Source organism: Rosettibacter firmus, from assembly GCF_036860695.1.
In the GTDB taxonomy this organism is placed as follows: Bacteria; Bacteroidota; Ignavibacteria; order Ignavibacteriales; family Melioribacteraceae; genus Rosettibacter; species Rosettibacter firmus.
In genome coordinates this window covers 146,997-172,210 of sequence record NZ_JAYKGJ010000001.1, presented here as the reverse complement: position 1 = coordinate 172,210, position 25,214 = coordinate 146,997, and the positions used below count along the sequence as shown (strand labels likewise).

At 30.0% G+C, this 25,214-nt stretch carries 27 protein-coding genes; all 27 read left to right on the top strand.

What is annotated here, in order from left to right; translation table 11 throughout:
• The first annotated feature begins 1 nt into the window (after position 1).
• The 27 genes from fliF (at position 2) to VJY38_RS00615 (ending at position 25,214) form a co-directional block, all read left to right on the top strand.
• The gene (gene fliF, locus VJY38_RS00745; protein ID WP_353678754.1) at positions 2-1,609 is read left to right on the top strand and encodes a flagellar basal-body MS-ring/collar protein FliF; all 1,608 of its coding nucleotides are present in this window, start codon (positions 2-4) and stop codon (positions 1,607-1,609) included.
• The gene (gene fliG, locus VJY38_RS00740) at positions 1,599-2,651 is read left to right on the top strand and encodes a flagellar motor switch protein FliG (RefSeq protein ID WP_353678753.1); all 1,053 of its coding nucleotides are present in this window, start codon (positions 1,599-1,601) and stop codon (positions 2,649-2,651) included. The genes fliF and fliG overlap by 11 nt, the downstream gene beginning before the upstream one ends.
• The gene (locus VJY38_RS00735; RefSeq protein ID WP_353678752.1) at positions 2,644-3,267 is read left to right on the top strand and encodes a FliH/SctL family protein; all 624 of its coding nucleotides are present in this window, start codon (positions 2,644-2,646) and stop codon (positions 3,265-3,267) included. Before fliG ends, VJY38_RS00735 begins: the two co-directional genes overlap by 8 nt.
• Positions 3,264-4,586, top strand: coding sequence for a flagellar protein export ATPase FliI (gene fliI, locus VJY38_RS00730; RefSeq protein ID WP_353678751.1), 1,323 nt, complete (start codon positions 3,264-3,266; stop codon positions 4,584-4,586). Before VJY38_RS00735 ends, fliI begins: the two co-directional genes overlap by 4 nt.
• Complete coding sequence (locus VJY38_RS00725) at positions 4,586-5,023, top strand: flagellar export protein FliJ (protein WP_353678750.1); 438 nt, start codon at positions 4,586-4,588, stop codon at positions 5,021-5,023. The genes fliI and VJY38_RS00725 overlap by 1 nt, the downstream gene beginning before the upstream one ends.
• Positions 5,020-5,619 (top strand): MotE family protein, encoded by a 600-nt coding sequence (locus tag VJY38_RS00720; RefSeq protein WP_353678749.1) that lies wholly within the window; start codon positions 5,020-5,022, stop codon positions 5,617-5,619. The genes VJY38_RS00725 and VJY38_RS00720 overlap by 4 nt, the downstream gene beginning before the upstream one ends.
• Complete coding sequence (locus VJY38_RS00715) at positions 5,616-7,982, top strand: flagellar hook-length control protein FliK (RefSeq protein ID WP_353678748.1); 2,367 nt, start codon at positions 5,616-5,618, stop codon at positions 7,980-7,982. The genes VJY38_RS00720 and VJY38_RS00715 overlap by 4 nt, the downstream gene beginning before the upstream one ends.
• 10 nt (positions 7,983-7,992) lie before the next feature.
• Positions 7,993-8,664: a flagellar hook assembly protein FlgD gene (locus VJY38_RS00710; protein WP_353678747.1), complete on the top strand. Its 672-nt coding sequence runs from the start codon at positions 7,993-7,995 to the stop codon at positions 8,662-8,664.
• A 5-nt stretch (positions 8,665-8,669) separates the two neighbouring features.
• Complete coding sequence (locus VJY38_RS00705; protein ID WP_353678746.1) at positions 8,670-9,047, top strand: TIGR02530 family flagellar biosynthesis protein; 378 nt, start codon at positions 8,670-8,672, stop codon at positions 9,045-9,047.
• Positions 9,048-9,146: 99 nt separating this feature from the next.
• Positions 9,147-11,264, top strand: a complete 2,118-nt coding sequence (locus VJY38_RS00700; RefSeq protein ID WP_353678745.1) for a flagellar hook-basal body complex protein — start codon at positions 9,147-9,149, stop codon at positions 11,262-11,264.
• A 178-nt stretch (positions 11,265-11,442) separates the two neighbouring features.
• The gene (locus VJY38_RS00695; RefSeq protein WP_353678744.1) at positions 11,443-11,997 is read left to right on the top strand and encodes a flagellar basal body-associated FliL family protein; all 555 of its coding nucleotides are present in this window, start codon (positions 11,443-11,445) and stop codon (positions 11,995-11,997) included.
• Between the two features lie 2 nt (positions 11,998-11,999).
• A complete protein-coding gene (gene fliM, locus VJY38_RS00690) occupies positions 12,000-12,983 on the top strand; it encodes a flagellar motor switch protein FliM (protein ID WP_353678743.1) in 984 nt (327 codons plus the stop codon).
• Between the two features lie 7 nt (positions 12,984-12,990).
• Positions 12,991-13,374, top strand: a complete 384-nt coding sequence (gene fliN, locus VJY38_RS00685) for a flagellar motor switch protein FliN (protein WP_434968556.1) — start codon at positions 12,991-12,993, stop codon at positions 13,372-13,374.
• Positions 13,374-13,715 (top strand): flagellar biosynthetic protein FliO, encoded by a 342-nt coding sequence (locus VJY38_RS00680; protein ID WP_353678742.1) that lies wholly within the window; start codon positions 13,374-13,376, stop codon positions 13,713-13,715. The genes fliN and VJY38_RS00680 overlap by 1 nt, the downstream gene beginning before the upstream one ends.
• Complete coding sequence (fliP, locus tag VJY38_RS00675; protein ID WP_353678741.1) at positions 13,712-14,470, top strand: flagellar type III secretion system pore protein FliP; 759 nt, start codon at positions 13,712-13,714, stop codon at positions 14,468-14,470. The genes VJY38_RS00680 and fliP overlap by 4 nt, the downstream gene beginning before the upstream one ends.
• Positions 14,470-14,739: a flagellar biosynthesis protein FliQ gene (gene fliQ / locus VJY38_RS00670; RefSeq protein WP_353678740.1), complete on the top strand. Its 270-nt coding sequence runs from the start codon at positions 14,470-14,472 to the stop codon at positions 14,737-14,739. The genes fliP and fliQ overlap by 1 nt, the downstream gene beginning before the upstream one ends.
• Complete coding sequence (gene fliR / locus VJY38_RS00665; protein ID WP_353678739.1) at positions 14,736-15,512, top strand: flagellar biosynthetic protein FliR; 777 nt, start codon at positions 14,736-14,738, stop codon at positions 15,510-15,512. The genes fliQ and fliR overlap by 4 nt, the downstream gene beginning before the upstream one ends.
• Before the next feature lies 1 nt (position 15,513).
• On the top strand, positions 15,514-16,599 hold the full coding sequence (gene flhB, locus VJY38_RS00660) for a flagellar biosynthesis protein FlhB (protein ID WP_353678738.1): 1,086 nt from the start codon (positions 15,514-15,516) through the stop codon (positions 16,597-16,599).
• A 1-nt stretch (position 16,600) separates the two neighbouring features.
• A complete protein-coding gene (gene flhA, locus VJY38_RS00655; protein WP_353678737.1) occupies positions 16,601-18,658 on the top strand; it encodes a flagellar biosynthesis protein FlhA in 2,058 nt (685 codons plus the stop codon).
• On the top strand, positions 18,648-19,757 hold the full coding sequence (gene flhF / locus VJY38_RS00650; RefSeq protein WP_353678736.1) for a flagellar biosynthesis GTPase FlhF: 1,110 nt from the start codon (positions 18,648-18,650) through the stop codon (positions 19,755-19,757). The genes flhA and flhF overlap by 11 nt, the downstream gene beginning before the upstream one ends.
• On the top strand, positions 19,757-20,605 hold the full coding sequence (locus VJY38_RS00645; protein ID WP_353678735.1) for an AAA family ATPase: 849 nt from the start codon (positions 19,757-19,759) through the stop codon (positions 20,603-20,605). Before flhF ends, VJY38_RS00645 begins: the two co-directional genes overlap by 1 nt.
• 88 nt (positions 20,606-20,693) lie before the next feature.
• Positions 20,694-20,930: a hypothetical protein gene (locus VJY38_RS00640; protein ID WP_353678734.1), complete on the top strand. Its 237-nt coding sequence runs from the start codon at positions 20,694-20,696 to the stop codon at positions 20,928-20,930.
• On the top strand, positions 20,923-21,549 hold the full coding sequence (locus VJY38_RS00635; RefSeq protein ID WP_353678733.1) for a sigma-70 family RNA polymerase sigma factor: 627 nt from the start codon (positions 20,923-20,925) through the stop codon (positions 21,547-21,549). Before VJY38_RS00640 ends, VJY38_RS00635 begins: the two co-directional genes overlap by 8 nt.
• Complete coding sequence (locus tag VJY38_RS00630) at positions 21,542-22,411, top strand: HDOD domain-containing protein (RefSeq protein WP_353678732.1); 870 nt, start codon at positions 21,542-21,544, stop codon at positions 22,409-22,411. Before VJY38_RS00635 ends, VJY38_RS00630 begins: the two co-directional genes overlap by 8 nt.
• 9 nt (positions 22,412-22,420) lie before the next feature.
• The gene (locus tag VJY38_RS00625; protein ID WP_353678731.1) at positions 22,421-23,302 is read left to right on the top strand and encodes an HDOD domain-containing protein; all 882 of its coding nucleotides are present in this window, start codon (positions 22,421-22,423) and stop codon (positions 23,300-23,302) included.
• Entirely contained in the window at positions 23,299-24,606 is a 1,308-nt protein-coding gene (locus VJY38_RS00620; protein ID WP_353678730.1) for a sensor histidine kinase, read from the top strand. The genes VJY38_RS00625 and VJY38_RS00620 overlap by 4 nt, the downstream gene beginning before the upstream one ends.
• The gene (locus VJY38_RS00615; RefSeq protein ID WP_353678729.1) at positions 24,603-25,214 is read left to right on the top strand and encodes a hypothetical protein; all 612 of its coding nucleotides are present in this window, start codon (positions 24,603-24,605) and stop codon (positions 25,212-25,214) included. The genes VJY38_RS00620 and VJY38_RS00615 overlap by 4 nt, the downstream gene beginning before the upstream one ends.

Sequence of the window (25,214 nt, the reverse complement as noted above, 5' to 3'; positions counted from 1 at the left end):
TATGAACTCAAATCCTTTGCAAGCTTTAATGGGAATAATCAACAAATTAAATCCCAAACAGAAGTTTATGTTGTTTGGGGGAATATTAGTAACAATTATTCTTCTCTCAATAATGTTTTTTGTATTAAATGAGCCAACTTATACAACATTATATAGTGGATTATCGGCAGAAGATGCATCAAAAGTTGTTGATTATTTAACAAGTCAAAAAGTAGTATATAAAATTGATGATGGTGGACAGACAATAAAAGTTCCTCGAGAAAAAGTTTATGAAATAAGATTGGCATTAGCAGGTCGTGGTATTCCAAGCTCTGGTGTAATAGGCTATGAAATTTTTGATAAAACAACAATGGGTATGTCTGAATTTATGCAGAAATTAAATTATAAAAGAGCATTAGAAGGAGAACTTGCAAGAACAATTACTCAACTGGATGGAGTTGAAGGAGCAAGAGTTCATATAGTAATTCCACAAAAAACAATATTTAAGGATGAAGAAAAATTACCATCTGCTTCGGTTGTTTTGAAATTAAGAAATGGTGCATTAATCAGTAAAGAAAATATACTTTCAATTGTGAATTTAATATGCGGAAGTGTTGAGGGATTACAACCTGGTAAAGTATCGATTATAGATACAAAGGGAAGAATACTTTCAGATGAATATGAAGAAGGACCGCTTGCTTTTGCTTCGACAAAGCAATATGAAATAAAACAATCAGTTGAAAATTATTTAGCGAAAAAAGCTCAGGCAATTCTTGATAATGTACTTGGATATGGAAATTCTGTTGTTCAGGTTAATGCAGAATTAAATTTTGATCAGGTAGAAAAAACAATGGAACAATATGATCCTGAGTCGCAAGTTGCTATAAGTGAACAAACAATTAAATCGAACAATGCTGGAGTAAGTTCAAAAGATTCATCAGCTCAGAATAGTGAAAATACTTTAACTAATTATGAAATAAGCAAAACTATTCAGAAAGTTATTGAAGAAAGTGGTAACATAAAAAGATTAAGTGTTGCAGCAGTAATCAATGATATTCCGAAAGAAGTAAAAAAAGGAGATAAAACAGAAATTGTTTATGAACCTCGACCAGCTGAACAATTGAAAAAACTTGAAGATCTTGTAAAGAATGCAGTAGGAATCGATCCACTTAGAAATGATCAATTTTCTCTTGTAAGTATTCCTTTCGAAGTAAAAATGCAAGAAGATATGAATGTTGATGAATCTGGCTCTTTTATTCCTGCAACAGATGAATTGACGAATGTGATATTTATGCTTATTGCTATTGTTGCTTCGATATTTGTATTAAAGAGTTTGATGAAAAAATTAAAAACCGAAAAAATTATTATTGGGACAGTGAATACTGGAGATTTTGCAACTGTACCAGCCACTCCAGCATTTATGCATCAAAGAGCAGAATCAAATTTAACGAATCAAATTGCACAGGCTAAAAAGCGTCCTTTGATTCCAGTAGGTGATATAGAAGATGAAATTTCGGATGAAGCTTTACTTAAGAAAAATCAACAGGAGAAAATAATTAATTATGTAACTAAAAATCCTGCAGAAGCTGCAAAATTAATAAACGCATGGATGCACGAAGATGAAATCTAATGCAAATATAACAACAACACAGCAAAGACAAGAGCAACTTTCAGAAATTAGCGGATTACAAAAAGCAGCAATGTTAATGGTAGCTCTCAATGTAGAAGCTGCTTCGGCTGTACTTAAACATTTAGACCAGAATGATATCGAAGCTATCTCAGCCGAAATTACAAGAGTTAAAAATATTCCTTCAAAAGTAGCGGATGGAGTTATCGAAGAATTTTATAATATGGTTACTGCACGCGAGTATGTTCTCGAAGGTGGTATTGATTATGCCGAAGCTGTTCTCGAAAAAACTTTCGGTAAACCAAAAGCTCAGGAAATTATTGAAAAAGTAAAAAGACTTACTACACTTAAAGGATTTGACGTTCTCAAAAGAGCAGAGCCAGCTCAATTAATCAATTTTCTTAACAAAGAACATCCTCAAACAATGGCTTTAATACTTTCTCAGCTAAGTCCAGATCAAACTGCAGCTGCATTAAAAGAATTGCCAGAAGATTTAAGAACAGATGTAGCATATAGAATTGCAACACTTGGTAAGATTGCTCCTCAAACTCTCAAACAAATTGAACACGTTGTTGATGAAATTGCTGGTTTGTCTATGAGTCAATCTGTTGGAAAACTGGGTGGAGCAAAATGTCTTGCTGGTATTCTAAATAGACTCAATGTATCTCTCACAAAAGAAATATTAACCAAACTCGAGGAAAAAGATCCAGAAACTGCTTATGAAGTTAAAAGACTTATGTTCATATTTGATGAAATTATAAATATAGCAGACCGTGATATACAAAAGATTTTAAGAGAAGTAGATAGAAAAGATTTAGCTCTGGCTCTTAAAATTGCAGACGATAGATTGAAAGAGAAAATATTTAAAAATATGTCTGAACGTGCAGCTGATTTATTGAAAGAAGAATTGCAATATATGGGTAAAGTAAAACTAAAAGAAGTTGAAGCTGCACAGGCAAGAATAATTGATGTAATTAAAGCACTCGAAGAAGCTGGAGAAATTTCTTTGAACATAAGAGGAGGTCCAGAAGAAATTTATGTCTAATGTTCTTAAAGTCAATGCAGGTAAATCAAAACCACTTGTTAAAATTTTGTCGAATAATGAAGCTATAATCGAAGAAAAAGAAGTTGAATCGATACAGAAAAGAATTGAAGATGCTTATAAAAAAGGATTTCAGGATGGTCAGCAGAAATTAAGAAGGGATTTAGAAAAAGATTTTACAGATAAATTATACAAGAAATATGAAGAAGTATATAATATTCTTTCATCTTATGATCGAAAAATGGAAGAATTTGAAGTAGCTTTTGAAAATCTTGTTATTCAGGTGGCTTATGAAATATCAAAAAAAATTGTACAGCGAGAAATTGAAATAGAAACTTTAATAAACGAAAATCTTAAAGCAGCTATTTCAAAAATAATTGGAGCAAACGAAGTTAAAATAAGATTAAATCCAGAAGATGTTGAAAAATTAAATGAGTTCAGTAAGAATCTTCTAAATAATAGTTCATTTAACAAAATTAAATTTGAACCCGATAATAGAATCGAAAAAGGTGGATGCTTAATTGAAACTGAAATTGGAAATGTTGATGCAAGAATATCAAGTCAACTTGATGAATTAAGAAAAAAATTGGAAGAAAGTATACCTAAGATAGACAAATGAACTTAGCAGAGAAAATATTAGAAAGATATCAAAGAGTATTGGTAACAACTGATCCTCTTAAGGTTAACGGGAAGGTTATAGATGTTGTAGGATTGATAATAGTATCTGTTGGACCTAATGCAGTTATGGGTGAAATTTGTACGATTGTTGATCAAAATGGAAATGAAATTTGTAAGTCAGAGGTGGTTGGATTTAAAAACGGTAAAGTATTATCAATTGCACTTGGAGAGGTTCATAATATTTCTCCAGCCTGTGAAATAAAAGCTACTGGTAAAGGATTTTTAGTTGGTGTTGGCAAAGAATTACTTGGTCGTGTAATAGATGGTCTCGGAAATCCAATAGATGGAAAAGGTGAAATTAATTACTCATCTTTTAGAGAAGCTCATCGAGAACCTCCAAATCCTCTCGAAAGAAAAAGAATTACAACTCCAATTCAAACTGGTATACGTGCAATTGATGGATTGCTTACAATCGGGAAAGGACAGCGAATTGGAATTTTTGCAGGTAGCGGTGTAGGCAAGAGTGTAACACTCGGTATGATAGCTCGTAATACAAGTGCAGATATAAATGTAATTACTCTCATAGGCGAAAGGGGAAGAGAAGTTCGTGAATTTATTGAAAAAGATTTAGGTGAAGAAGGTTTGAAACGATCTGTTGTGGTAGTTGCAACAAGTGATAAATCTCCTTTAATCAGAATGAAAGGTGCATATGTTGGAACAACAATAGCAGAATATTTTAGAGATCTTGGCCTTGATGTAATGTTAATGATGGATTCAGTAACTCGTTTTGCAATGGCACAAAGAGAAATTGGATTAACAATTGGTGAACCTCCTACAACAAAAGGTTATACTCCATCTGTATTTGCTTTATTACCAAAATTACTTGAACGTGCAGGTAATTCTGAACGTGGCTCTATTACAGGAATTTATACTGTCCTTGTCGATGGAGATGATATGGTTGAACCAATTGCAGATGCAGTTCGATCAATCCTTGATGGTCATATTGTTCTTTCAAGAAAACTTGCTAATAAAGGTCATTATCCTGCAATCGATACTTTACAAAGTGTAAGCAGAGTTATGCCAGATATTATTGATCAGGATCATTATAAAAAAGTTATGGCTTTTAATGAACTACTTGCAACTTATCGAGAAGCAGAAGACTTAATTAATATTGGTGCTTATGTAAAAGGTAGTAACGTTCAAATTGATAGAGCAATAAGTAAAATAAATCAATTAAGAAGTTTTTTACGTCAGGATATTTTTGAAAAAGCTAATTATCCAGATACAATTGAACGACTATATCAAATTATGGATAGCTGATGTCAAAATTCATTTACAGGTATGATACTGTTTTAAGGATTAAAGAAGTATTTGAGAAAAAAATTTTAAAAGAAATTTCGGATATAGAAAAGACAATTGAAAAACTGGAAATCGATAAGAAAAAATTAATTACTAAGAAAGAAGACCTTGCTCAAAAAATTACAGAAGGTAAAATAAAAGTAGTTGATTATAAAAGTGCTAAATCTTTATGTAAAACACTGGAGAAAGAAATCGCAGGTGTTGAAAAGAAAATTTATGAATGGCAATTAAAAAGAAAAAGTAAACTTGATGAGTTAATTGAAAGAAAAAAAGAAATTCAGATACTGGAAGCTCTAAAAGAAAAACAATACGAAGAATTTTTAATTAATTCTAATAGAGAAGAACTAAAACAATTAAATGAAATAGCAATAAACAATTTTAACAGGAAGGAGCAGTGAAAGAGAAAATTATTTATGGATTTTCTTTTGTAGCAGCTTTTTTAATTGTTACACTTTTAATGATTTATGCATCTTCAGCATACAGGAATATATTTAAATTTGATTTTACACCTGTAGATAATAAAAGTGGAATAAAACCAGAAAATCTTTCTAAAGCTTCTTTTGATAATAAAAGTATTCTGAATTTAAGAAAAGAATTGCTGGATTCACTTAATGCTTTGAAAGAAAAAAGTGCTTACGATACTTTGACAATGAATTTAAAAGACTCAACACTTATTGATAGTATACAATATTATTTATCAGAACTAAAAAAATTAAAAACAGAAAAAGGATTGTTATCAAATCAAACTCAAGTGCCAGTGACTGTTTCAAAAGTGAATGAAGTGTCTAAAAAAGATAGTGCATATAAGATTTGGATTAAAAATACAGTAAAATTATACGAAGCTATGGATTCTAAAAAAGCTGCTAAAATTATTCAAAATTATTCCGATAATATTGCAAGAGATATAATCTTTGCAATGAAAAAGAAAAAAGCTGCAGAAATTATTGCAGAACTTAAACCAGAAGTAGCAAATAGAATAATTAGCGTGCAATGATGAACTTAAATCCTTTATTTTTTGATAAATTATTTTTTGTTGATAACAAGAACTCGAAAAGTTTAACAGAAAGTTCTGTTAAAAACTATTTATTCTCAGATATAATTAAATTTTGTGAAGAAGAATTAAAAACAGAACAAACAGCTAATAGTCCTTTTGATAAAGAAATTCTTCTTGATATTAATGATCTCGAAAATTTAATAATTACTAAATCAAATAAAGAAACTGTAGAAGGTATTCAACAAGCTATTGAATTACTCGAAAATATTTCTCTTGTCTCGAATACTAACTCGGTAAATCTTAATTCTGCAAAAATTACTTCAAAGGTATTTGTAATTGACAGCGATAGTTTAAGTCTATTTTTTGATAAGATTAATGAATCATTACAGGAGCATAATTTATCTACAAATAGTCAATCAGAAAATCCTAAATTAATTTTTCTAAATAAGAAAGAAGATCAGAAAAAAGAAGATAAATATAGTTTTGCTGGCTTTAATCCTTCTGAAATAATTAAATCGATTGATAATAAAAATTTATTTAGCATAACTCTCAAAACCGATGGAGAAAAATTAGCTTTATCCATTTCAAATTTAGGGACTGAAAATAAACTTCAGAGTAAAGTTGAAACTCAAGAATCTTTAGATAATAATACTTTCTCGCCAAGTGAACTAAGTAACTCCGAAAATATCAATAATAAAAATATTGATAATGAAGTTTCAGGAAAGAAGTCTACTAACAAATTAGACGAACTCATTTCAAATAACGAAACAGACAAAAATGAAAATTATCTGTTTGATATTAAAAAATTAGAAGAAGTATCGGATGAAAAATATTATAAAATTGAAGTCATTCACACATCATATGATAATAATTACTTTATTTATCAACCTAAAGAAGAAACTATAAACAATAATAATGTTGAAGTTGATTCTAAAATAGCTGGTGTAATTAATCCAGTAAAAATAGAAAGACAGGAAAATGAGATTCTTCAGAACTCTAATTCTATTAATAATCAGAAATTAAATAATAATCTTAACCAAACGGATCAGAATTTAATTGAAAATAAATTTATTAAAACACCTGAAACTGTAAAACCACAATTAAATTATGAAAGTGCTGATGAATTTACTAAAGGCGAGCTAATTAATTTTAATCAACTGGTAGGTGGAAAGTTTGTAAAAGCAAATGTAATAAAGGATACAAAAGATAAAGTTGTTATTCCGTTTGAAAGTAATGAAAACAGGGAAACAGAAAAATCTTCTAATGTATCAAATGAATTAAAAAGTGAAGTTGAAAATAAACTTAACGAACTTAATTTAATTGACTTTAAAGTTGAAAAGACAGTAAAGAAAAATCCTTTTGAAGAAAAGATAATTACTGATGAGTTACATAAATCAACAAAATCTTTACAAGCTTCTGTTGAAGCTGGCAAAAATGAAAACGCCGAACAATTACCTGCACAAAATATTCTTCAAAGTTTATCGAAGCCAGATCTCAAAAATGCATTAAATAATTATAAACAAAATTCTTCAGCTGTAGAAAAAATAACACCTGCTAATCTCACTGAACCATCTGAAAAGAAAAAAGAAACAACAAAACAAGTTCAGCAAGATAGTATTGAAATAAAAATAGAACCAGAAAAAATTGATTTTACAAAAGCAACAGTTTCTCAAAAAAATGAATTTTTTGCTGGAGAGTTTACAGAGTCAAAAAACTTTAATCAGAATAGTAATGAACACGAAAAAAATGAGAAAAAGATTACAGCAAAAAGTGATTTGAATGAATTTGAAAAAGCAATAAATACAGAACAATCATTTTCAAAAGTAATATTAAAACACGAACAGGTTAATTCACAACACAATTTAAATCAGAAAGTTGAAACTGGTGAATTACAATCTCAATATATCAAAGATAAAGTTCAGAGTGAATTCAATAATCTTAAAGAATCTTTGAAAATTATAAATGCTGATCAGGTAGTTAAAGAACTTGCAAGTTATATAAATTCTGGAGATAAACAATCAATTACATTCCAGTTAAATCCAGAAAGTCTTGGTAAACTTACATTATCTATAGACTTTATCGAAAATCAGTTGCACGCACGTTTCGAAGTAGAGAATGAACAGGCAAAACAATTAATCCAGAACAATATTGAACAATTAAAAAATTCATTACAATCATCTGGAATTCAATTAAATGATGTAAATGTTAGTCTGGGCAGTTATGAACAAAAATCATTAAGAAATGCTTATGCAAAGAAAAAGTCATATTCAAAAAGTTATGGTAAAGAGATAAAAGTAGAAAATACAAAAACATCATCAACAAAAAAGATGATGGGTTACAATACATATGATTATTTAATTTAAGAGGTGAGTTATGGTAAGTCAGGTAAGTAATTCAACAAATTCAGCTAATGTTTCTAAAAATAAAAGTGTACTGGGTAAAGATGATTTTTTAAAGTTAATGATTACACAATTAAAAAATCAGGATCCTTTAAATCCGATGGATGGAACTGAGTATGCAGCACAACTTGCTCAGTTCAGTTCACTCGAGCAAATTACTAATCTCAATGAATACTTAAAGCAAAGCATTGATGCAAATTATATGTTAACTCAATCAATTAATAATACAATGCTTGCTAATTTGATAGGGAAAGAAGTAAAAGTTAACAGTAATGAAATAAAAGTAAATGGACAGGAGAATTTTACAATTGGGTACGAATTACCTGATGGTGTTAGAAATGTAAAAGTCAATATTTATAATGAATATGGGACTTTAATTAAATCAATTGAAGCACCAAATACAAAAGGTAGCAATAAACTTTTGTGGGATTTAAACGATAATAATGGTGAAAAAGTAGCAAATGGGAATTATAAATTCGAAGTGATAGCAACAGATTTCAGTGAAAAAGCAGTTAGTGTAACTTCGTATGTTACAGGCTTGATTGATGGAGTTAAATATACTGAAGATGGCACAATGTTATTAATTAATGGAGTTCAATACTCAGCTGGTGATATTCTTGAAATTATTAACAAACAGGGAGGTTAATATTAATGCCGGAAATTAATGGAATATCAGTTCCATTTGTTCCGATTGTAGGTAACAACGATTCGGTTAAGAATCATCGAGATCCTGTAAAAGCATCTTTTGATTCGATATTTAAGGAAGAGTTAGAGAAAATAAAATTTTCAAATCACGCAATGAAGAGATTGGAATCACGAAAGATTCAATTAAGTGAAGATGAAATAGCAAAGATACAGGATGCAGTCGAAAAAGCAGAAGCAAAAGGTTCTCGTGATTCATTAATATTAATGAACAATACTGCTTTTATTGTAAATATTCCCAATAGAACAGTTGTTACTGCAATCGAGGTAGAAAATTCAAACGAAAATGTTTTTACAAATATTGATAGTGTAGTTTTTGCATTTTAATTAATTAACAAATTAGTAATAACGGAGCGGGACCTTCCGAGGACGCTCCAGATTCGGTGGACTGACTGAAGCCGAATCAAAAATCAAAGGAGGTTAACTATGGCACTTCTAAATTCACTCTTTGCCGGAGTGTCCGGTCTTCGTAATCATCAATCAATGATGGATGTAATTGGTAACAACATCTCTAATGTTAACACAATTGGTTACAAAGGTTCTCGTGTTACATTTAGTGATACTTTCAATCAATTCGTAAAAGCTGGTACAAATCCAACTGCTTCATCTGGTGGAACAAATTCATTTCAAATTGGATTGGGTACCAAGATCAATTCAATTGATCGTAACTGGAATCAGGGCACATTTGAAAGAACTGGAATTACAACAGATTTAGCATTGCAGGGTCCTGGTTTATTTATTTTGAAAAGTAATGGTCAGCAGCTTTATTCTCGTGCAGGTGCTTTTATTTTTGATGCAGATGGTAAACTTGTAAATCCACAGAATGGCGCAGTTGTTCAGGGTAAAATTGCAAATGGATTGGGCGAAATTCCTCCAGGAACTACATTGCAGGATATTGTAATTGATAAAAATATGAGACTGCCAGCAGTTAAAACAACAAATGTATCCTGGGGTGGCAACCTTCAGAGTAGTTCTCCTACAATTAGGACTGATGTTGTAGATCTGGTTGGTAATTTAAGTAATACTGCTCCAACAGGTTCAAAATATCCTGAGGATGGTTATACATATAATTTGAAAATGTTTGGTAACTTAAGTAGTTCAGATACCACAACACCTTATCCAAATCCGAGTTCCGGGGATCCAGATATTGTTGATGGTTATAAAGAAATGGTAGTTTATGATAATAAAAATCAACCTTATTATTTGTATTATAAATATGAATTCAATACAGTTTCTAGTAAATGGGAGTTGAAATATCAAGTTTATAACTCTTCGCAGAGTTCAATATCATCAGCTAATGATAAAACTGAAACTATAGATTTTGACGGTACTGACATAGTTGACATTGGTTTGTATGATGGTAGTGATGCAGATACAAACCCAGATTTTCCTGATTTAAAATTTAAAATAGACTTAACAGAAATAACAAACTTAGCTGGAAGTTCTAATATTGATAGAACAATTCAACCAATTACAGGAAATAAAATTTACAGTAAGGATGGGAAAGATTTTTATTTAGTAAACTACTATGAATTTGATGGTTCTGATTGGTATTATTATTATAAGGTATTTGATAATGATGGAATTTTAGTTAATAATGAAAATACTGCAAGTAATGATGCAGACAGTAATGATGGAAAAATAAAATTATCTTTTGATAATATTACAGGTTTATTAACCGGAATTGAAGGTACTTCAGCAATTAATATTAATTTCTCAAATTCAGCTAATAAACTTGATTTTAAGATTAATCTAAATTCTTTAACAAATCTCAATGCAACCACCAATCCAATCAGTCGTGTAGATAAAGGAGAAATTCCTGAGCCAGTATTAGGTGCAGTAACAATATTCGATTCATTAGGTAACTCACATACTCTTTCTATTAAATTCGAACATATTGACAATAACAGATGGAGCTGGACTGTATCGGTTCCAACAACAAGTGGTACATTAAGTCCAAATGCATTTGGTGAAATTTATTTCGATGCTAATGGACAGATTCAAAGTATATGGCAAGCAGGAAATCAGGTAACAACTACACCACCAACTCCACAGATTACATTCACTCCTGCTACTGGTGCAGAAGTACAGGTAATTGATTTAGATTTTGGTAAGGGCACAGCAGGTGTTACACAAACTAACTTATCATCACAAATAGCTGCATTATCGCAAAATGGATCTGCATCTGCAGCATTATCTAATTTAAATATTGATCAATATGGAAATATAATTGGAATTTTCTCCAATGGTAATTCTCTTAAACTTGCTCAAATTATGGTTGCTACTTTCAAAAACTTAAATGCACTGGTTAGTGTAGGTGATAATATGTATAACGTAGCTGCAAACAGTGGCGATCCAAGAATTGATGCTCCTGGAGAAAATTCTGTTACTACAATTCAATCCGGTGCACTTGAGCAATCAAATGTAGATTTATCAGAAGAATTTACAAGAATGATTATTTCTCAGAGAGGATTCCAGGCTAATGCAAGAGTAATTACAACTGCAGATACAATGTTGCAGGAGATTACTAATTTGATAAGATAAGTAAACTAAACAATTATAGTTAAGATTTTTCCTTGCCGTTGACTAAAGTCAACGGCAAGGATTTTAATTTTTTTATCCAAGTGAATAATATTAGCCATTAAAATTTATCCTTCCTCAAGCAAAATTTCGCTTTTCTAAGTGTTTCTGGTGGCATTATAATTGAAAAATTAATGTCACTATGGAACAGGAAAAAAATCAAAATATTGCTGAACAGGCAGAAGAGAGAGTCAAAGAATCCGGTTCAAAAGGATTCAATGCAAAAATACTTTTAATCGGATTACCTCTTTTTATAATCCAGTTAATTGCTGTTTATTTTATTACAGCAAACATTCTATTGCCAAAAATTCAATCACATACCTCTTCTGTGGCTGTAGATTCCGTAGAGAATGGCGAAGCCAATGCGAACGATTCAATTAAACATCTTGAACTCGGTAAGTATGTGTATGTTGTTGAAGATTTAATAATAAACCCAGCCGGAACAGATGGTAAACGACTTTTACTTACTTCCATTGGCTTCGACCTTCTCACAGATCAAAATCAAAAAGAGCTAAAAGAAAAAGAAGTGCTCGTTAAAGATGCTGTAATTTCAGTATTGAGTAGTAAGGATATGACACACCTTAGCGATGCATTATATCGTGATACTTTACGAATGGAAATTTCTCAAAAGATTACTCAATTAATTCCAGATGTAAAAATTAATAACGTTTATTTCAGTAAGTATATTTTACAATAATTATGGCAGAGATATTATCGCAACAAGAAATTGACCAACTGCTCAATAACCTAAAAAGTGGTCAAACTCAAAAAGTAGAAACCACTCCTGAAAAAGAAGCAGTACTTTTTGACTTCAGACTTCCAAACAGGATTTCGAAGAATCAACTTCGAATCATCAGGAGCATTTGCGATAACTTTGCCGAAAGTTTTACTTCTTTCCTTGTAACTAAACTTCAAACAACTGTAAGTATTAATGTTGCCACTGTAGATCAAATCTACTATTCAGAATATGTTCTCTCGGTTTCAAATCCAGCCTGTTTGTTTACTTTCGAAATTAAAAATACTGATATTAAAGGTATACTGGAGATTAATAATGACCTCGCCTTTTTATTTGTCGATAAACTACTTGGTGGAAGTGGAACAGGAACAAAGCAAGTAAAAGTAATTACTCCAATTGAACAAAAAGTACTTCGTGTAATAGTTGATAGAGTAATGTATGATCTAAACAAAGCCTGGCAGATGATTGATAATCTTGAATTTGTAGTTGAAAGATTTGAACCTGATATTGATTTTGCTCAAATAACATCACAAAGCGAATCCGTTTTATTAATTTCCTTTGAACTTGTGATAGGTGATCAATCATATTTAATGAATTTATGCTTTGCTACTTTTGCTTTTGATGCAATTTTATCGAAGATGACTACTCAAAAGTTGTCTTCAATTCGTACTACGAAATATTTTGGAGTTACATCTCGCGAAGTTCTTACAAAACATTTAACAAAAACATTAATTCCAATAAAGGTAGAATTTGGTACAACAAAAATTTCTCTTAAAGAATTAATGGAACTTGAAGTTGGAGATATTATTAAACTGAAAAACAAAATTGACGAAGAAGTTAAAGTTAAAACAGGTGATAGAATTTTGTTTTTAGGAAGAGCTGGTATCTCAAATAATCATAAAGCAGTTAAAGTAACTGAAAAAATATTCGAAAAAAAATCCAGATGAGGCTGTTATGAGTGAAAATAATATTAACAATACTACTTTAGATAATTTAGAAAATCAGGAAGATTCCTTTCAGGCATCGTTAGCACAATTTGATGAATTTGATGATTCTACCCGTACTTTAGGTGGTGCCGAAGAAAAATTGAATCTTCTTAAGGATTTGCCTCTAAATGTCTATATCGAATTAGGTAGAACTCAAATGCAAATTAAAGATATTCTCGAACTTGAAAGAGGTTATGTTATTGAACTTGAAAAATTAGCAAGTGAACCTGTTGATGTTTTTGTTAATAATAAAAAGATTGCAGAAGGTGAAGTGGTAGTAATCGATAAACATTTTGGTATAAGAATTACTGCTCTTGTAGACCCTGCACAAAGATTAAAGGATATTTATTAATGACATTCTTTGATATTATAAAAGCTTTATTACCATTAATACTTATTCTTGGTCTTCTCTTATTTGCTCTTATTATGGTACGAAGATATTCTTTTTCGATTAATGGTAAAAAATCAAAATTACTGAAAATCGAGGTTTTGAATAATCATTTAATAATGCCAAAAAAATATTTGTCAGTAATACGAGTACAGGATAAAATTCTATTACTTGGAATAAGCGAAAACAATATTACACTACTTAAAGAATATGATTATAACCAGTCTTTAGAAACAGATATAGAACAAGGCGAAATTAAAAAGACATTTCTGGAATTATTGAAGCAGAATTTAGGAATAAGATGAAAAGGAAATTTTTTTTAATAACTATTCTTGGATTTTTAATTTTCACTGCTGGAAATTTATTAGCTCAGGGACAAACAATTCCATTCCCTAAAATTAATCTTGATGTTGGAACAGCTACAAAAGGGGAAGATGTATCTGTAACTTTACAGATTCTTCTTTTAATGACAATACTTTCTCTTGCACCTTCAATTATAATAATGACAACATCTTATCTAAGAATTATAATTGTATTTCATTTCTTAAAAAGTGCAATGGGCACTCAACAAATGCCACCTTCTCAACTTCTGGCTGGAATTGCTTTGTTCATAACATTTTTTATAATGGCTCCAACCTGGTCAAAAGTAAATGATATTGCATTACAACCTTTAATGGATAATAAAATTACAGTTAAAGAAGCTTATGATAAAGGTATCGAACCTATTCGTGAATTTATGTTTAGAAATACTCGAGATGAAGATTTGGAATTGTTTGTAAGTTTATCTCAAATGCCAAGACCTAAAAATAGAAGTGAACTACCAACTTATATATTAATTCCATCATTTGTTTTAAGTGAACTTAGAGCAGGATTTATAATTGGATTTTTTCTGTTTGTCCCATTTTTAATGATTGATATGATTGTATCAAGTATTTTAATGTCAATGGGAATGATGATGATGCCACCAATGATGATTTCTTTACCTTTCAAAATTTTGCTTTTTATTCTGGTTGATGGCTGGAATTTAATTATCGGATCACTTGTAAGGAGTTTTTCATAATGACAGAAGAAGTAATTATAGAAGTTCTTAAAGATGCATTCTTTACTGCTTTTATTGTATTGCTTCCAATTCTTGGTGTATCATTACTTGTAGGAATATTTATTTCAATATTTCAGGCTGCAACTTCAATCCAGGAGATGACTCTTACTTTTGTTCCTAAATTAGTAGCAACAGTTGTTGTTATAATTTTTCTATTACCCTGGATAGTTGATAAATTGACATCACTTACAAATAAAATGTTTACAATGTTTCTAACAGTGATAAAATGACAAATATATTAATAGCTGATTTTATAATTCTGTTATTAGTTTTTATGAGAATTGTAGGAATGATTTTCTCAGCACCAATATTTGCACATAATTCAGTACCTATTTTAGCAAAAATATTTCTTGCTCTCATTATTGCTTATATCACTTTTTTAACAATTAATAAAACCAGTATTAATGTTGATTTGAATCTTGTAAGTCTGGTTGTTTATTCCATAAGGGAATTAATTACGGGACTTATAATTGGTTATGTTATAAATTTTATTTTCTGGGGCGTTTCTTATGCAGGAACTTACATTGGTTTTGATATGGGATTAATGCTGGCAGAAGTTATGAATCCAATGGAAGAAATTCAAAATAATATCATTGGCGAAATTTTATATTACACTACAATTCTTGTTTTCTTATTGATTAATGGACATCATTATGTTATAAGTGGTGTTGTTGCTTCTTTTAATGTAATTCCAATCGGAAAATATGTAATCAATTCAGCAGTATATCTGCTTTTAATTAAATATTCGTTTGTTGTTTTTATTGTTGCAATTAAAATTGCTTCGCCAATTATAGTTTCGTTTTTCTTAATTCATATTGCAGAAAGTATTATTGCCAGAGTGATACCACAAATACAAATTATTTTTGTTTCTCAACCATTAAAAAGTGGAATTGGAATTCTTTTGTTAACAACACTGATTCCATTTTATATCTATGCAATTAGAAATTTACTCGAAAGATACGAAACAAATTTATTACAGTTGATTAGAGCAATGGGTTCATAATATGGCAGAATTCGAAGGACAGGAAAAAACTGAGCAACCGACTGGTAAGAAATTATCAGATGCAAGAGAGCGTGGTCAGGTTGCTAAAAGTATGGAAATCAATTCACTGGCTGTATTTGGATCGGGATTAATTTTAATTTATTTAACAAAAAACTATATAGGCGATAAATTTTATTACTTTGCTCGAGAGTCATTTAATTCTCTTAATAATATTGAGTTAACAAAAGCAGTTGTTCAAACCTATGCAATTAAGTGGGTAATTTTCTTTTTTACTTTGTCTTTGCCAGTATTAATAGGCGTAACTGTAGTTGCTCTAATAAGTAACATTGCACAGGTAGGTTTTAAATTTACTCCTAAAGCTCTTGAAATAAAATTTAGCAGATTCAATCCAGTAAATGGTATTAAGAGATTATTTTTCTCAGCTTATTCATTTGTTGAATTATCAAAATCATTAGTTAAACTATTTGTAATTAGTCTTTTCACATATTTTATAATTTCAAAGTTAATTGAAGATACTACAAAGCTTGTAGATTTGAGCATCGAAGATACAGTAAGTTTTATGCTGGATTCGTTCTTCTCATTAACCTGGAAGATAGTTTTGTTTTTTACAATCATAGCTGGTGTCGATTTTATATGGCAGAAATATAAATTCAAAAAAGATATGATGATGACTAAAGAAGAAGTTAAAGAAGAATTAAAACAGACCGAAGGAGATCCATTAATTAAATCCAGAATTAGAAAACAGATGGTTCTGGCAGCAAGAAGGAGAATGATGAAAGAAATTCCAACTGCAGATGTTGTAATAACAAACCCAACACACGTTGCAGTTGCTCTTAAGTATGAAATGGAAAAAGATAATGCTCCTAAAGTAGTTGCCAAAGGTCTTGATGAATTAGCTCAGAGAATTAAGAAAATTGCTGCAGAAAATAATGTTCCTCTTTATGAAGATGTTGAATTAGCACGAGCTTTATATAAATCCTGTGAAATTGGAGATGAAATTCCAGCTAAATTATTCAAAGCTGTTGCTCAGATTTTGGCTTACATCTATCAAATGAAGAAATTAAGAAAACAAAGAAGCATAATTTAATATGAACTTCCTGGGTAAGAATACAGATATAGTTTTGGCTTTTGGTTTGATATTAATGCTTGGATTAATGTTAATTCCATTACCACCAGCTATACTGGATTTTCTTTTAGCTGTAAATATATCGACTGCTGTTCTTGTATTAATTGTTGCACTTTATATTTCATCACCACTTGATATTTCTGTATTCCCTGGTTTATTGTTGATATTAACTTTGTATCGATTGGGTTTGAATATCAGTTCAACAAGATTGATTTTAATTGATGGTTATGCAGGAAAAATTATTGAATCTTTTGGTTCATTTGTTGTTGGTGGTAATTATGTAGTTGGATTCATAGTATTCATAATCCTGGTTGTAATACAATTTGTTGTAATAGTAAAAGGTTCAGGTAGAATTTCAGAAGTTGCTGCACGATTTACTCTTGATGCAATGCCAGGTAAACAAATGGCAATTGATGCTGATTTAAATACTGGTTTGATAACAGAAGCAGAAGCAAGAAAAAGAAGAGATTTAATTGCACGTGAAGCTGAATTTTATGGTGCTATGGATGGTGCAAGTAAATTTGTTAAAGGTGATGCTATAGCTGGCTTAGTAATAAATGGTATAAATATTATTGGTGGTTTTATTATTGGCGTTGCTCAAAAAGGAATGAGTTTTCAGGATGCACTTCATACTTATACAATTTTAACAATTGGTGATGGACTTGTATCTCAAGTTCCAGCTTTATTAATTTCTACAGCAGCTGGACTCGTTGTTACACGAAGTGCATCGGGTACGGCATTAGATTTACAAATGAAATCTCAATTACTTGCCAATCCTCGTGTTCTTGGAACAGTTTCTGGAGCTGTATTTTTATTTGCTCTGATTCCAGGTATGCCAACTATTCCTTTTCTAATTTTAAGTGCAGTACTTGGCACATCTTCTTTCATTAATAGAAAAAATAAAATTCAACCATCATCTTCAACCGAGCAAGAACAGGAAGTTCAGACAGCAGAACAACCAGTCGAAGAAAAAGTTGAGCAATATCTTCAGGTTGATCCAATTGAAATTGAAATTGGGTATGGTCTCATAAGTTTAGTTGATGAAAAGCAGGGTGGTAATTTATTTCAGAAAATTTCTTCTACAAGAAAAATAATTGCACTTGAATTTGGAGTTCTTATTCCACCAGTACGAGTGAGAGATAATTTACAACTTTCTCCAAATGAATATGTAATTAAAATCAAAGGGAATGTTGCAGCAAATTATGAAATGTATCCAGATAGATATCTTGCAATGAATCCAGGAACAACCGAAGAAGAATTATCTGGAATTCCAACAACAGATCCTGCATTTGGATTGAAAAGCTACTGGATTACTTATGAAGAAAAAGAAAAAGCTGAAATGCTTGGTTATACTGTAGTTGATGCTATTTCTGTTCTGGCAACTCATTTACAGGAAACTTTAAAGAAAAATTTTGATAAAATTTTATCTCGTCAGGATGTTAAACAATTACTTGAAAATATTAAAAAAGATTATCCTGCTGTGGTCGAAGATATCAATCCAGAAATACTTAATCTTGGAATGATTCAAAAGGTTTTACAAAACCTATTAAGGGAAGGAATTCCAATTAAAGATCTTGTTAGAATACTCGAAGCATTAATTGATTATTCTAAAACAACTAAGAATATTGATGTATTAACTGAATACGTTCGCCATACTATTGGTGATACAATTGCTAATATTTATAAAGATTCGAATGGAATTATCCACGCAGTAGCACTTGGCGAAAATCTTGAAGGAATGATAACAAAATCTTTACAATCTCAAAAAGATAGCATTGTTACTCTCGGTTTATCTCCCGAAGTTTTGAGACAATTAAATACAAAACTTCAGGAACAGTTAGGAACATTCAATAAACTGGGATATCCGCCAGTTATTATTACTTCTGCAGCTATAAGACCATATTTCTTCAGACTGATTAATTCAAGTTTTCCAGATTACGCATTGTTATCGTATAGTGAATTACCTTCAAATGTTGAAATAGAATTTATTGGTAAGCTCGAGGTGGAAAATGCAGATTAAAAAATTTATTGCACCAACATTGAAAGAAGCAACTGAAAAAATGAAAAATGAACTCGGTGGCGAAGCAATTATTCTTGGTACAAGAGTAATTGAAGGCGATAGAAGATTCAATAATAAAAAAATGTATGAAATTACTGCTGGAATTGATAATGATGTAAAAGTTGCTTCAGATATCAAAGAAGAATATGATTTAAATCAGAATAAATCACTTATAGAATCTGAAATTGAAAAGTTAACGAAGAAAATTTTTTCTCATAATAATTTTGAACCAGATACTAAATCGCAGTTTAAAAAAAGTACTTCTACGAATTTAAAAATTGATAAGGAACTTGATGATTTATATGATTTACTTATTGAAAGGGAAGTTCAAAAGAACATTGCAAATACATTAATTAATCAACTTAAAAATTATGATGGATTACTTGGCGAAGTTAATCTTGAAAGCTATTTAATTGCTGGAATGTCTTCTTTAATTCATACAAAAGAATTTAAAGTAAAGAAAAATAAAACTACTAAAGTTGCTCTCGTAGGACCAACTGGCGTAGGAAAAACTACTTGTATTGCCAAGCTTGCAGTGATTTCAAAAATAATTCACAAACTCAAAGTTGGTCTGATATCAATTGATACATATCGTCTGGGGGCTATAGATCAATTAAGAATTTTTTCTGAAATAAGTGATATTGAAATGGCTGTTGCATATGAGCCTGGTGATATGCAAAAACTTATAAAAAAATTTAAGAACAAGGATTTGATTTTTATAGATACTGTAGGAAGAAGTCAAAGGAATGCAGATAATTTGAATAAAATAAAAGAATATCTTGATGAAGCAGAAGTTGACGAAACAATCCTTGTTTTAAGTTCAACCAGTTCTTATAAAACATTATACGATGTTGCACAGAAATTTAAAGTGCTTAACTATAGCTCTGTTATATTTTCAAAAATTGACGAAGCTGTTACTTATGGTAACCTATTAAATCTTTCACATAACTTTAATCTTCCTATAACATTTTTAACTAATGGTCAGGTAATACCTGATGATATTATATCTGTTAATTCAGAATATTTAGCAAACCTTATTTATAAAGGGAAGCTATATTAATGAATGAGCAAATATCACGATTAATTGAACTTAAGCGACTCGAAAGAAAGAGTGTAAAAAAAAGCGGGACAAAAATTATATCCGTTTGTTCTGGGAAAGGGGGAACTGGTAAAACATTTTTTGCACTTAACTTCGGTTATAAACTTTCGAGGTTGAATAAGAAAGTTCTTTTAGTTGACTTTGATTTTAATTTTTCCAATCTGCATTTATTAATAAATGAAATATCCGATAACCCGATTTCAAATTTATTTTTACAAAAATCTTCTATAGACGAATTAATATTTAAATATTCTGAAAATCTTAATTTTATTTTTGGCGATTCTGGTTCAACAAATTTTCCGAAGTTAAACAACGATTTACTTGAATATTTCTTCATCAACCTGGATTATATCTCACATAATTATGATTACATAATTCTTGATAGCTCAGCTGGAGCTGATGATAACATAATCTATCAGCTCAGTCGTTCTGATATTAATTTAATAGTTGCATCACCTGAACCTACTGCAGTAATGGATGCATATGTTTTGATAAAAATTATTACAGAGAATCTTGAACAGGCAAATAATTTTATTGTAATAAACAAAGCAGACAATAAAGAAGAAGGGGAGAGAGCATTTGTAAATTTGAGTACTGCAGTAAATCATTTTTTGAAAAAAGAAATATTTCTCTTAGGAGTAATTGATTATGATAGAGCTGTATACAAATCGATAGTAGAACAGGAATTATTTGCAGAGGTATATCCAAATTCTGTAGCTGCACTTGAGATAGATGAAATTGTGCAGAGATTTTTTAAAATCGAACATTTGGCTAATAATAACCAATCTTATCTGTCACATCGTTTATAATCATATCATTTTTGGTTCTTTTTAATGGTTTTCAAAATCTTTTCGATGGTATAGTGTTTGAAATTATAATAACAAAAAAGGATTTAAGATGAACAAAATAATTCTTCAGATTGGTCTTTTAGTATTCTTTTTCTCGGTAATTTATTTTGTTCAAAGAGGTGCAGAGTTAGAAAAAATTATCATCAATTCATTAGCTATTTTCATTATTCTCACAGTAATGCTTAGCATTATAACACTGGGCTTAATAAAAGCTATTAACAAAAATACTATTGATAAAATAAATAATTACTCAAACGATTTTACAGGAACAAGCGAGCATGAATAATCAAGAACTTTGGGCAAAATTTAAAGCCAAACCCACGCCTGAACTAAAAAAGCAGATCATACTTAATTACATTAATCTTGTGCATTATGTAATTCATAAAACAAATTTTAATCAGAATGAAATTTTTGATAGAAGAGATTTTTTTCAGTTCGGGATTGAAGGGCTAAGCGAAGCAATAGATAGATTTGATCCTGATTATGGAACAAAGTTCGAAACATATGCTATTCAGAGAATTCGTGGTAAAATTTATGATGAAATAAGAAAATATACACATAGATATGAAATGGCATGTGAAGATGGTAATTCATCTATAGGAACAACAATTTCACTTAACAACACTTTTATCGAAGAAGAAGGTATGCAAATGTATGAGATGATTTCCGATGAAAGTGCTAATCCCAATGAAATTCTGGAGAATAATGAAATCAAAGAAAAATTAATTCAACTAATTAAAGAATTGAATGATCGAGATAGAACATTATTAAGTCTTTACTATTATGAAGAACTAAACTATCAGGAAATTGCTAAAGTTTTGAATATAACTGTATCTCGTGTTTCTCAGCTTCATTCTAAAATAATTAAAACATTAAAACAAAAGCTGGCTTTGTATAATGTTTGATCAGACGACTTTAGATATTAAAGAAAAAATCAGGAAACAACTTTCGGGTATTGGTAATCTTCCAGCTATTCCACATATTGTTGCCGAAGTAACTCAATTACTCGATGACGAAAAAACCAGTGCTTCAGATTTGTGCAAAGTTATTTCAAAAGACCAGGCACTGGCAACAAAAATATTAGCAGTTGCAAATTCACCACTTTATGGTTTACCAAGAAGAGTGGCTACAATCGAATTTGCAATTGTAATAATAGGCTTTGAACACATACGTAATATCTTACTTGCTATTTCACTTTTAGATGCACTTAAAGTTAGAAAATCTCCAGATTGGAATCATAATGAATACTGGGCTCATTCATTAATGGTTGCAACTGCAGCTAAGAGAATTGCTGATGACCTTAAATATCCAAGATCTGGTGAAGTTTTTACGGTTGGATTATTACATGATCTTGGTCTGGTAATTTTATATAAATACTTAAACTATGATTTTAAAAAAATAGTTAAACTTGTTAAGAACGAAGGCATATCATATTACGAAGCAGAAAAAATTGTACTTGGATATAATCATGGAGATATAGCAGAATATTTACTTGAAAAATGGAACTTTCCACCTTACATAGTTGAAGCTATTGTAAAACATCATAAACCATCTCTTGCTGAAAAAAATCCTGTACTTGCTTCACTAATTCATCTTGTTGATTATATGACCAATAAATTAGGTTATGGAAATTTTTCGTGGGATACAGGTTACGAGCTTGATGAAAATATCATTGATATTCTTGGATTTGGCAGTTTTGAATATCTTGAAGAATTTATTTCAAGTTATGAAGATTTATTTAAATGGCATTTTGAATCACTAAATTGATCAGGTTATATGCATACAATATCATTTGAACAGTCACAAAAAAGGGACAGAACACAATTAGTTTTGAAAAGAGTAACTTCTCTTTCACCAGTCCCTAAAATATTATCCGAAGTTCTTGAACTTCTAAAAGATTTAAATACAAGTCCCCACACACTTGCTAAAGCAATTTCTAAAGATCAAAGCATAGTGGTAAAAATTCTTACTATTGCCAATTCTCCATTTTATGGTCTGGCAAAAAGAGTATCATCAATAGAATATGCAATAATGATTTTAGGGTTCAATGAAATCAGAAATATTGTTACTGCTCTATCTCTAATGGAGTCGATGAAAAACAAAAGTGATGAGTATATGGACCAGAAGGGTTTCTGGTTACATTCATATATAACTGCAACAACTGCAAAAAAGATTGCAGACGATTTTGGAATTCGTGAAAGTAATGATGTTTTTATTGGGGGTTTGTTACACGATCTTGGAATTTCTGTTATCCATCGTTATATGCATAGCGATTTTATTTCAATTGTAGAGAATGTAAAAAATGGTGCTAAATATTCTGATGCAGAAAATAATCAACTCGGTATGGACCATCAAAATGTGGGTTATACTCTTTTGAAAAGCTGGAATATTCCAGATTCAATATGTGAAATTGTAAAATATCATCATAATCCTAATCTTGCTTCTAATACAAAAATACTTACTTCCATCATCCATTTTGCAGATTATATGACACAAAAATTACAACTTGCAAATTTTAGCTGGGATGATGATCTGGAATTAAAAAGAGAAGCTACTGAAATTCTTCAATTTAAAGAACCAGAAGAAGTAGAAAAATTTATTTCAATGTATCGTGAACCAATTATTCTTCAAATAGATTCATTGAGGTATTTAATTTGAGACTGATAAAAGAAAATACTCTTAAGTACGAACCGTTTTCAAAAACTCTTCAGTACTTTACAAAAGGGGATGCTGAAGATTATAAGAAAATTACTATTGAAACTTATCAATCCAAAACTAATCTTTTTGAAAAGTATAATTATATTTTTCACCATCTATACAATTTTCAAAAGGCAATTGGTGATTTAAAAACTTCTGAAGAAATTCACGAACTCTTTGGTCAGTATATAAAAAGAATTATAACTTCTAAAGAAGTAGATTTATTTCTGTTTGATGCATCAAAACGAAATCTTGTTGCAGTAAGTCCAAAAGCATCTTCAATGCAAATTAATTTAGTTAATAAAGCTTATAAGAATGGAATTCTTGACTGGATCTTTGATACTAAAAAGCCAACTGTAATTCCAGACTTAAATTCTTACACAAGTGAAGGAGCTAAGTTATATCAAACTATTTTTCCTATAAGCTATATAAATAATAACATTGGAGTGCTTTCTGTTTTGGGACCTGCAAATAAGATTTCAGAAAGTTCTCTTGAAAATCAAGCTGTATCAATTTTACTCGGTATTGTTGTTCCACAAATTATTTCATTAAATCAAAAGAAAACAATTAATAAACTTTATGACGAAGTCCAGCTTTATGAATCAAAGTTAAATAATGATTTTAAACTTTATGCTGTTGGCGAATTTGCAGAAGGTATTATTCAGGATATGTTAAATTCTCTTCAGGTTATTCAAAGTGGTGTAGATTATATAGAAAGTATGAATAAAGAAATTGATTCTGATATAGTTGAAAAAATTAGGGAAAGAATAAGTCGATTAAGTGGGCTATCTCAGAAATTACTGAAATTTAATGATGTTAACTCGAATAACTCAAAACAAAACCTGCCTTGTGAATTGAATAATGTAATCAAAGAGTTTTATGGAATAATTAATTCTACACTTACAAATCTGGGATTGGAATGTGCACTGGATCTTGAAGAGCATTTACCACCAATCTTAACAAGTCCAAAAGAAATTAAACAGATTTTAACAAACATTTTTTCGATGATTAAAAAGAAATCGAAGAGTGGTTGTGGAATTGTAATTCAAACAAGATATATAAACGAAGTAGTTGTTCTTTCTGTATTCATAACAGATTATTGGGAAAATTTTGGTAATTCTTCTGATTATATATCTAATCTCACAATAAAAATTATCAAAGAATTAATGAAGAAGAGTGAAGGAAAAGCAGAGTTTGATTCTCTTCCACTAAAAGGAACAAGCATTCATTTATTATTTCCACTAAAAAGGAAATTAAAAGAATGAGGAAAGTTATTTTTTACATATTCTTTTCTTGTGCAGTAATTAATGCACAAGTAAATATAGATAGCTTGTTGACAAAAACATCAGGTAATTTAGCTTTGAAATCTACAGATACTATTACTGGTGATTCGATTAATGTTAAAAGTATTGTAGAACAACAGATTTTAGCTGCAAAATTAAAAATGGAGCAGGAGAAACTTGAAAAGAATAACATAAATAATTCTTATGAAGTTAATGTATCGAATGTACCAGCTTTTAAACCAAAAAAGACTTTAGTGCAATTGTTTTTGAATCTTTCATTTGAAGTAAAGTTGCTTTTAATATTTTCTTTTTTTCTCTTCTTATTAATAGCTATTAGAAGAATAATTCTTAAAGTTCAGAAGAAAGCAAAACAGGGACTAAAAAATAAAATTAAGTTATTGAGAGAAGAAAAAGTTATATCAAAGGTTGAAGATAAAAAATCAAAATCGAGACGAACATTAATACACGATTTACCTTTAAATAGATTAACTGAAAAAAATATTACAAAGAAAGCAAAAGAGTTGAAAATATCTAAAGGTGAATTAATGCTTGCTGCACGTTTGAAATATCTTGAATATGAAAGAATGTAA

Excerpts from the sequence above, each read along its gene's own strand:
- fliF (WP_353678754.1), top strand. The coding sequence starts at position 2 with ATGAACTCAAATCCTTTGCAAGCTTTAATGGGAATAATCAACAAATTA.
- fliG (WP_353678753.1), top strand. The coding sequence starts at position 1,599 with ATGAAATCTAATGCAAATATAACAACAACACAGCAAAGACAAGAGCAA.
- VJY38_RS00735 (WP_353678752.1), top strand. The coding sequence starts at position 2,644 with ATGTCTAATGTTCTTAAAGTCAATGCAGGTAAATCAAAACCACTTGTT.
- fliI (WP_353678751.1), top strand. The coding sequence starts at position 3,264 with ATGAACTTAGCAGAGAAAATATTAGAAAGATATCAAAGAGTATTGGTA.
- VJY38_RS00725 (WP_353678750.1), top strand. The coding sequence starts at position 4,586 with ATGTCAAAATTCATTTACAGGTATGATACTGTTTTAAGGATTAAAGAA.
- VJY38_RS00715 (WP_353678748.1), top strand. The coding sequence starts at position 5,616 with ATGATGAACTTAAATCCTTTATTTTTTGATAAATTATTTTTTGTTGAT.
- VJY38_RS00710 (WP_353678747.1), top strand. The coding sequence starts at position 7,993 with ATGGTAAGTCAGGTAAGTAATTCAACAAATTCAGCTAATGTTTCTAAA.
- VJY38_RS00705 (WP_353678746.1), top strand. The coding sequence starts at position 8,670 with ATGCCGGAAATTAATGGAATATCAGTTCCATTTGTTCCGATTGTAGGT.
- VJY38_RS00700 (WP_353678745.1), top strand. The coding sequence starts at position 9,147 with ATGGCACTTCTAAATTCACTCTTTGCCGGAGTGTCCGGTCTTCGTAAT.
- VJY38_RS00695 (WP_353678744.1), top strand. The coding sequence starts at position 11,443 with ATGGAACAGGAAAAAAATCAAAATATTGCTGAACAGGCAGAAGAGAGA.
- fliM (WP_353678743.1), top strand. The coding sequence starts at position 12,000 with ATGGCAGAGATATTATCGCAACAAGAAATTGACCAACTGCTCAATAAC.
- fliN (WP_434968556.1), top strand. The coding sequence starts at position 12,991 with ATGAGTGAAAATAATATTAACAATACTACTTTAGATAATTTAGAAAAT.
- VJY38_RS00680 (WP_353678742.1), top strand. The coding sequence starts at position 13,374 with ATGACATTCTTTGATATTATAAAAGCTTTATTACCATTAATACTTATT.
- fliP (WP_353678741.1), top strand. The coding sequence starts at position 13,712 with ATGAAAAGGAAATTTTTTTTAATAACTATTCTTGGATTTTTAATTTTC.
- fliQ (WP_353678740.1), top strand. The coding sequence starts at position 14,470 with ATGACAGAAGAAGTAATTATAGAAGTTCTTAAAGATGCATTCTTTACT.
- fliR (WP_353678739.1), top strand. The coding sequence starts at position 14,736 with ATGACAAATATATTAATAGCTGATTTTATAATTCTGTTATTAGTTTTT.
- flhB (WP_353678738.1), top strand. The coding sequence starts at position 15,514 with ATGGCAGAATTCGAAGGACAGGAAAAAACTGAGCAACCGACTGGTAAG.
- flhA (WP_353678737.1), top strand. The coding sequence starts at position 16,601 with ATGAACTTCCTGGGTAAGAATACAGATATAGTTTTGGCTTTTGGTTTG.
- flhF (WP_353678736.1), top strand. The coding sequence starts at position 18,648 with ATGCAGATTAAAAAATTTATTGCACCAACATTGAAAGAAGCAACTGAA.
- VJY38_RS00645 (WP_353678735.1), top strand. The coding sequence starts at position 19,757 with ATGAATGAGCAAATATCACGATTAATTGAACTTAAGCGACTCGAAAGA.
- VJY38_RS00640 (WP_353678734.1), top strand. The coding sequence starts at position 20,694 with ATGAACAAAATAATTCTTCAGATTGGTCTTTTAGTATTCTTTTTCTCG.
- VJY38_RS00635 (WP_353678733.1), top strand. The coding sequence starts at position 20,923 with ATGAATAATCAAGAACTTTGGGCAAAATTTAAAGCCAAACCCACGCCT.
- VJY38_RS00630 (WP_353678732.1), top strand. The coding sequence starts at position 21,542 with ATGTTTGATCAGACGACTTTAGATATTAAAGAAAAAATCAGGAAACAA.
- VJY38_RS00625 (WP_353678731.1), top strand. The coding sequence starts at position 22,421 with ATGCATACAATATCATTTGAACAGTCACAAAAAAGGGACAGAACACAA.
- VJY38_RS00615 (WP_353678729.1), top strand. The coding sequence starts at position 24,603 with ATGAGGAAAGTTATTTTTTACATATTCTTTTCTTGTGCAGTAATTAAT.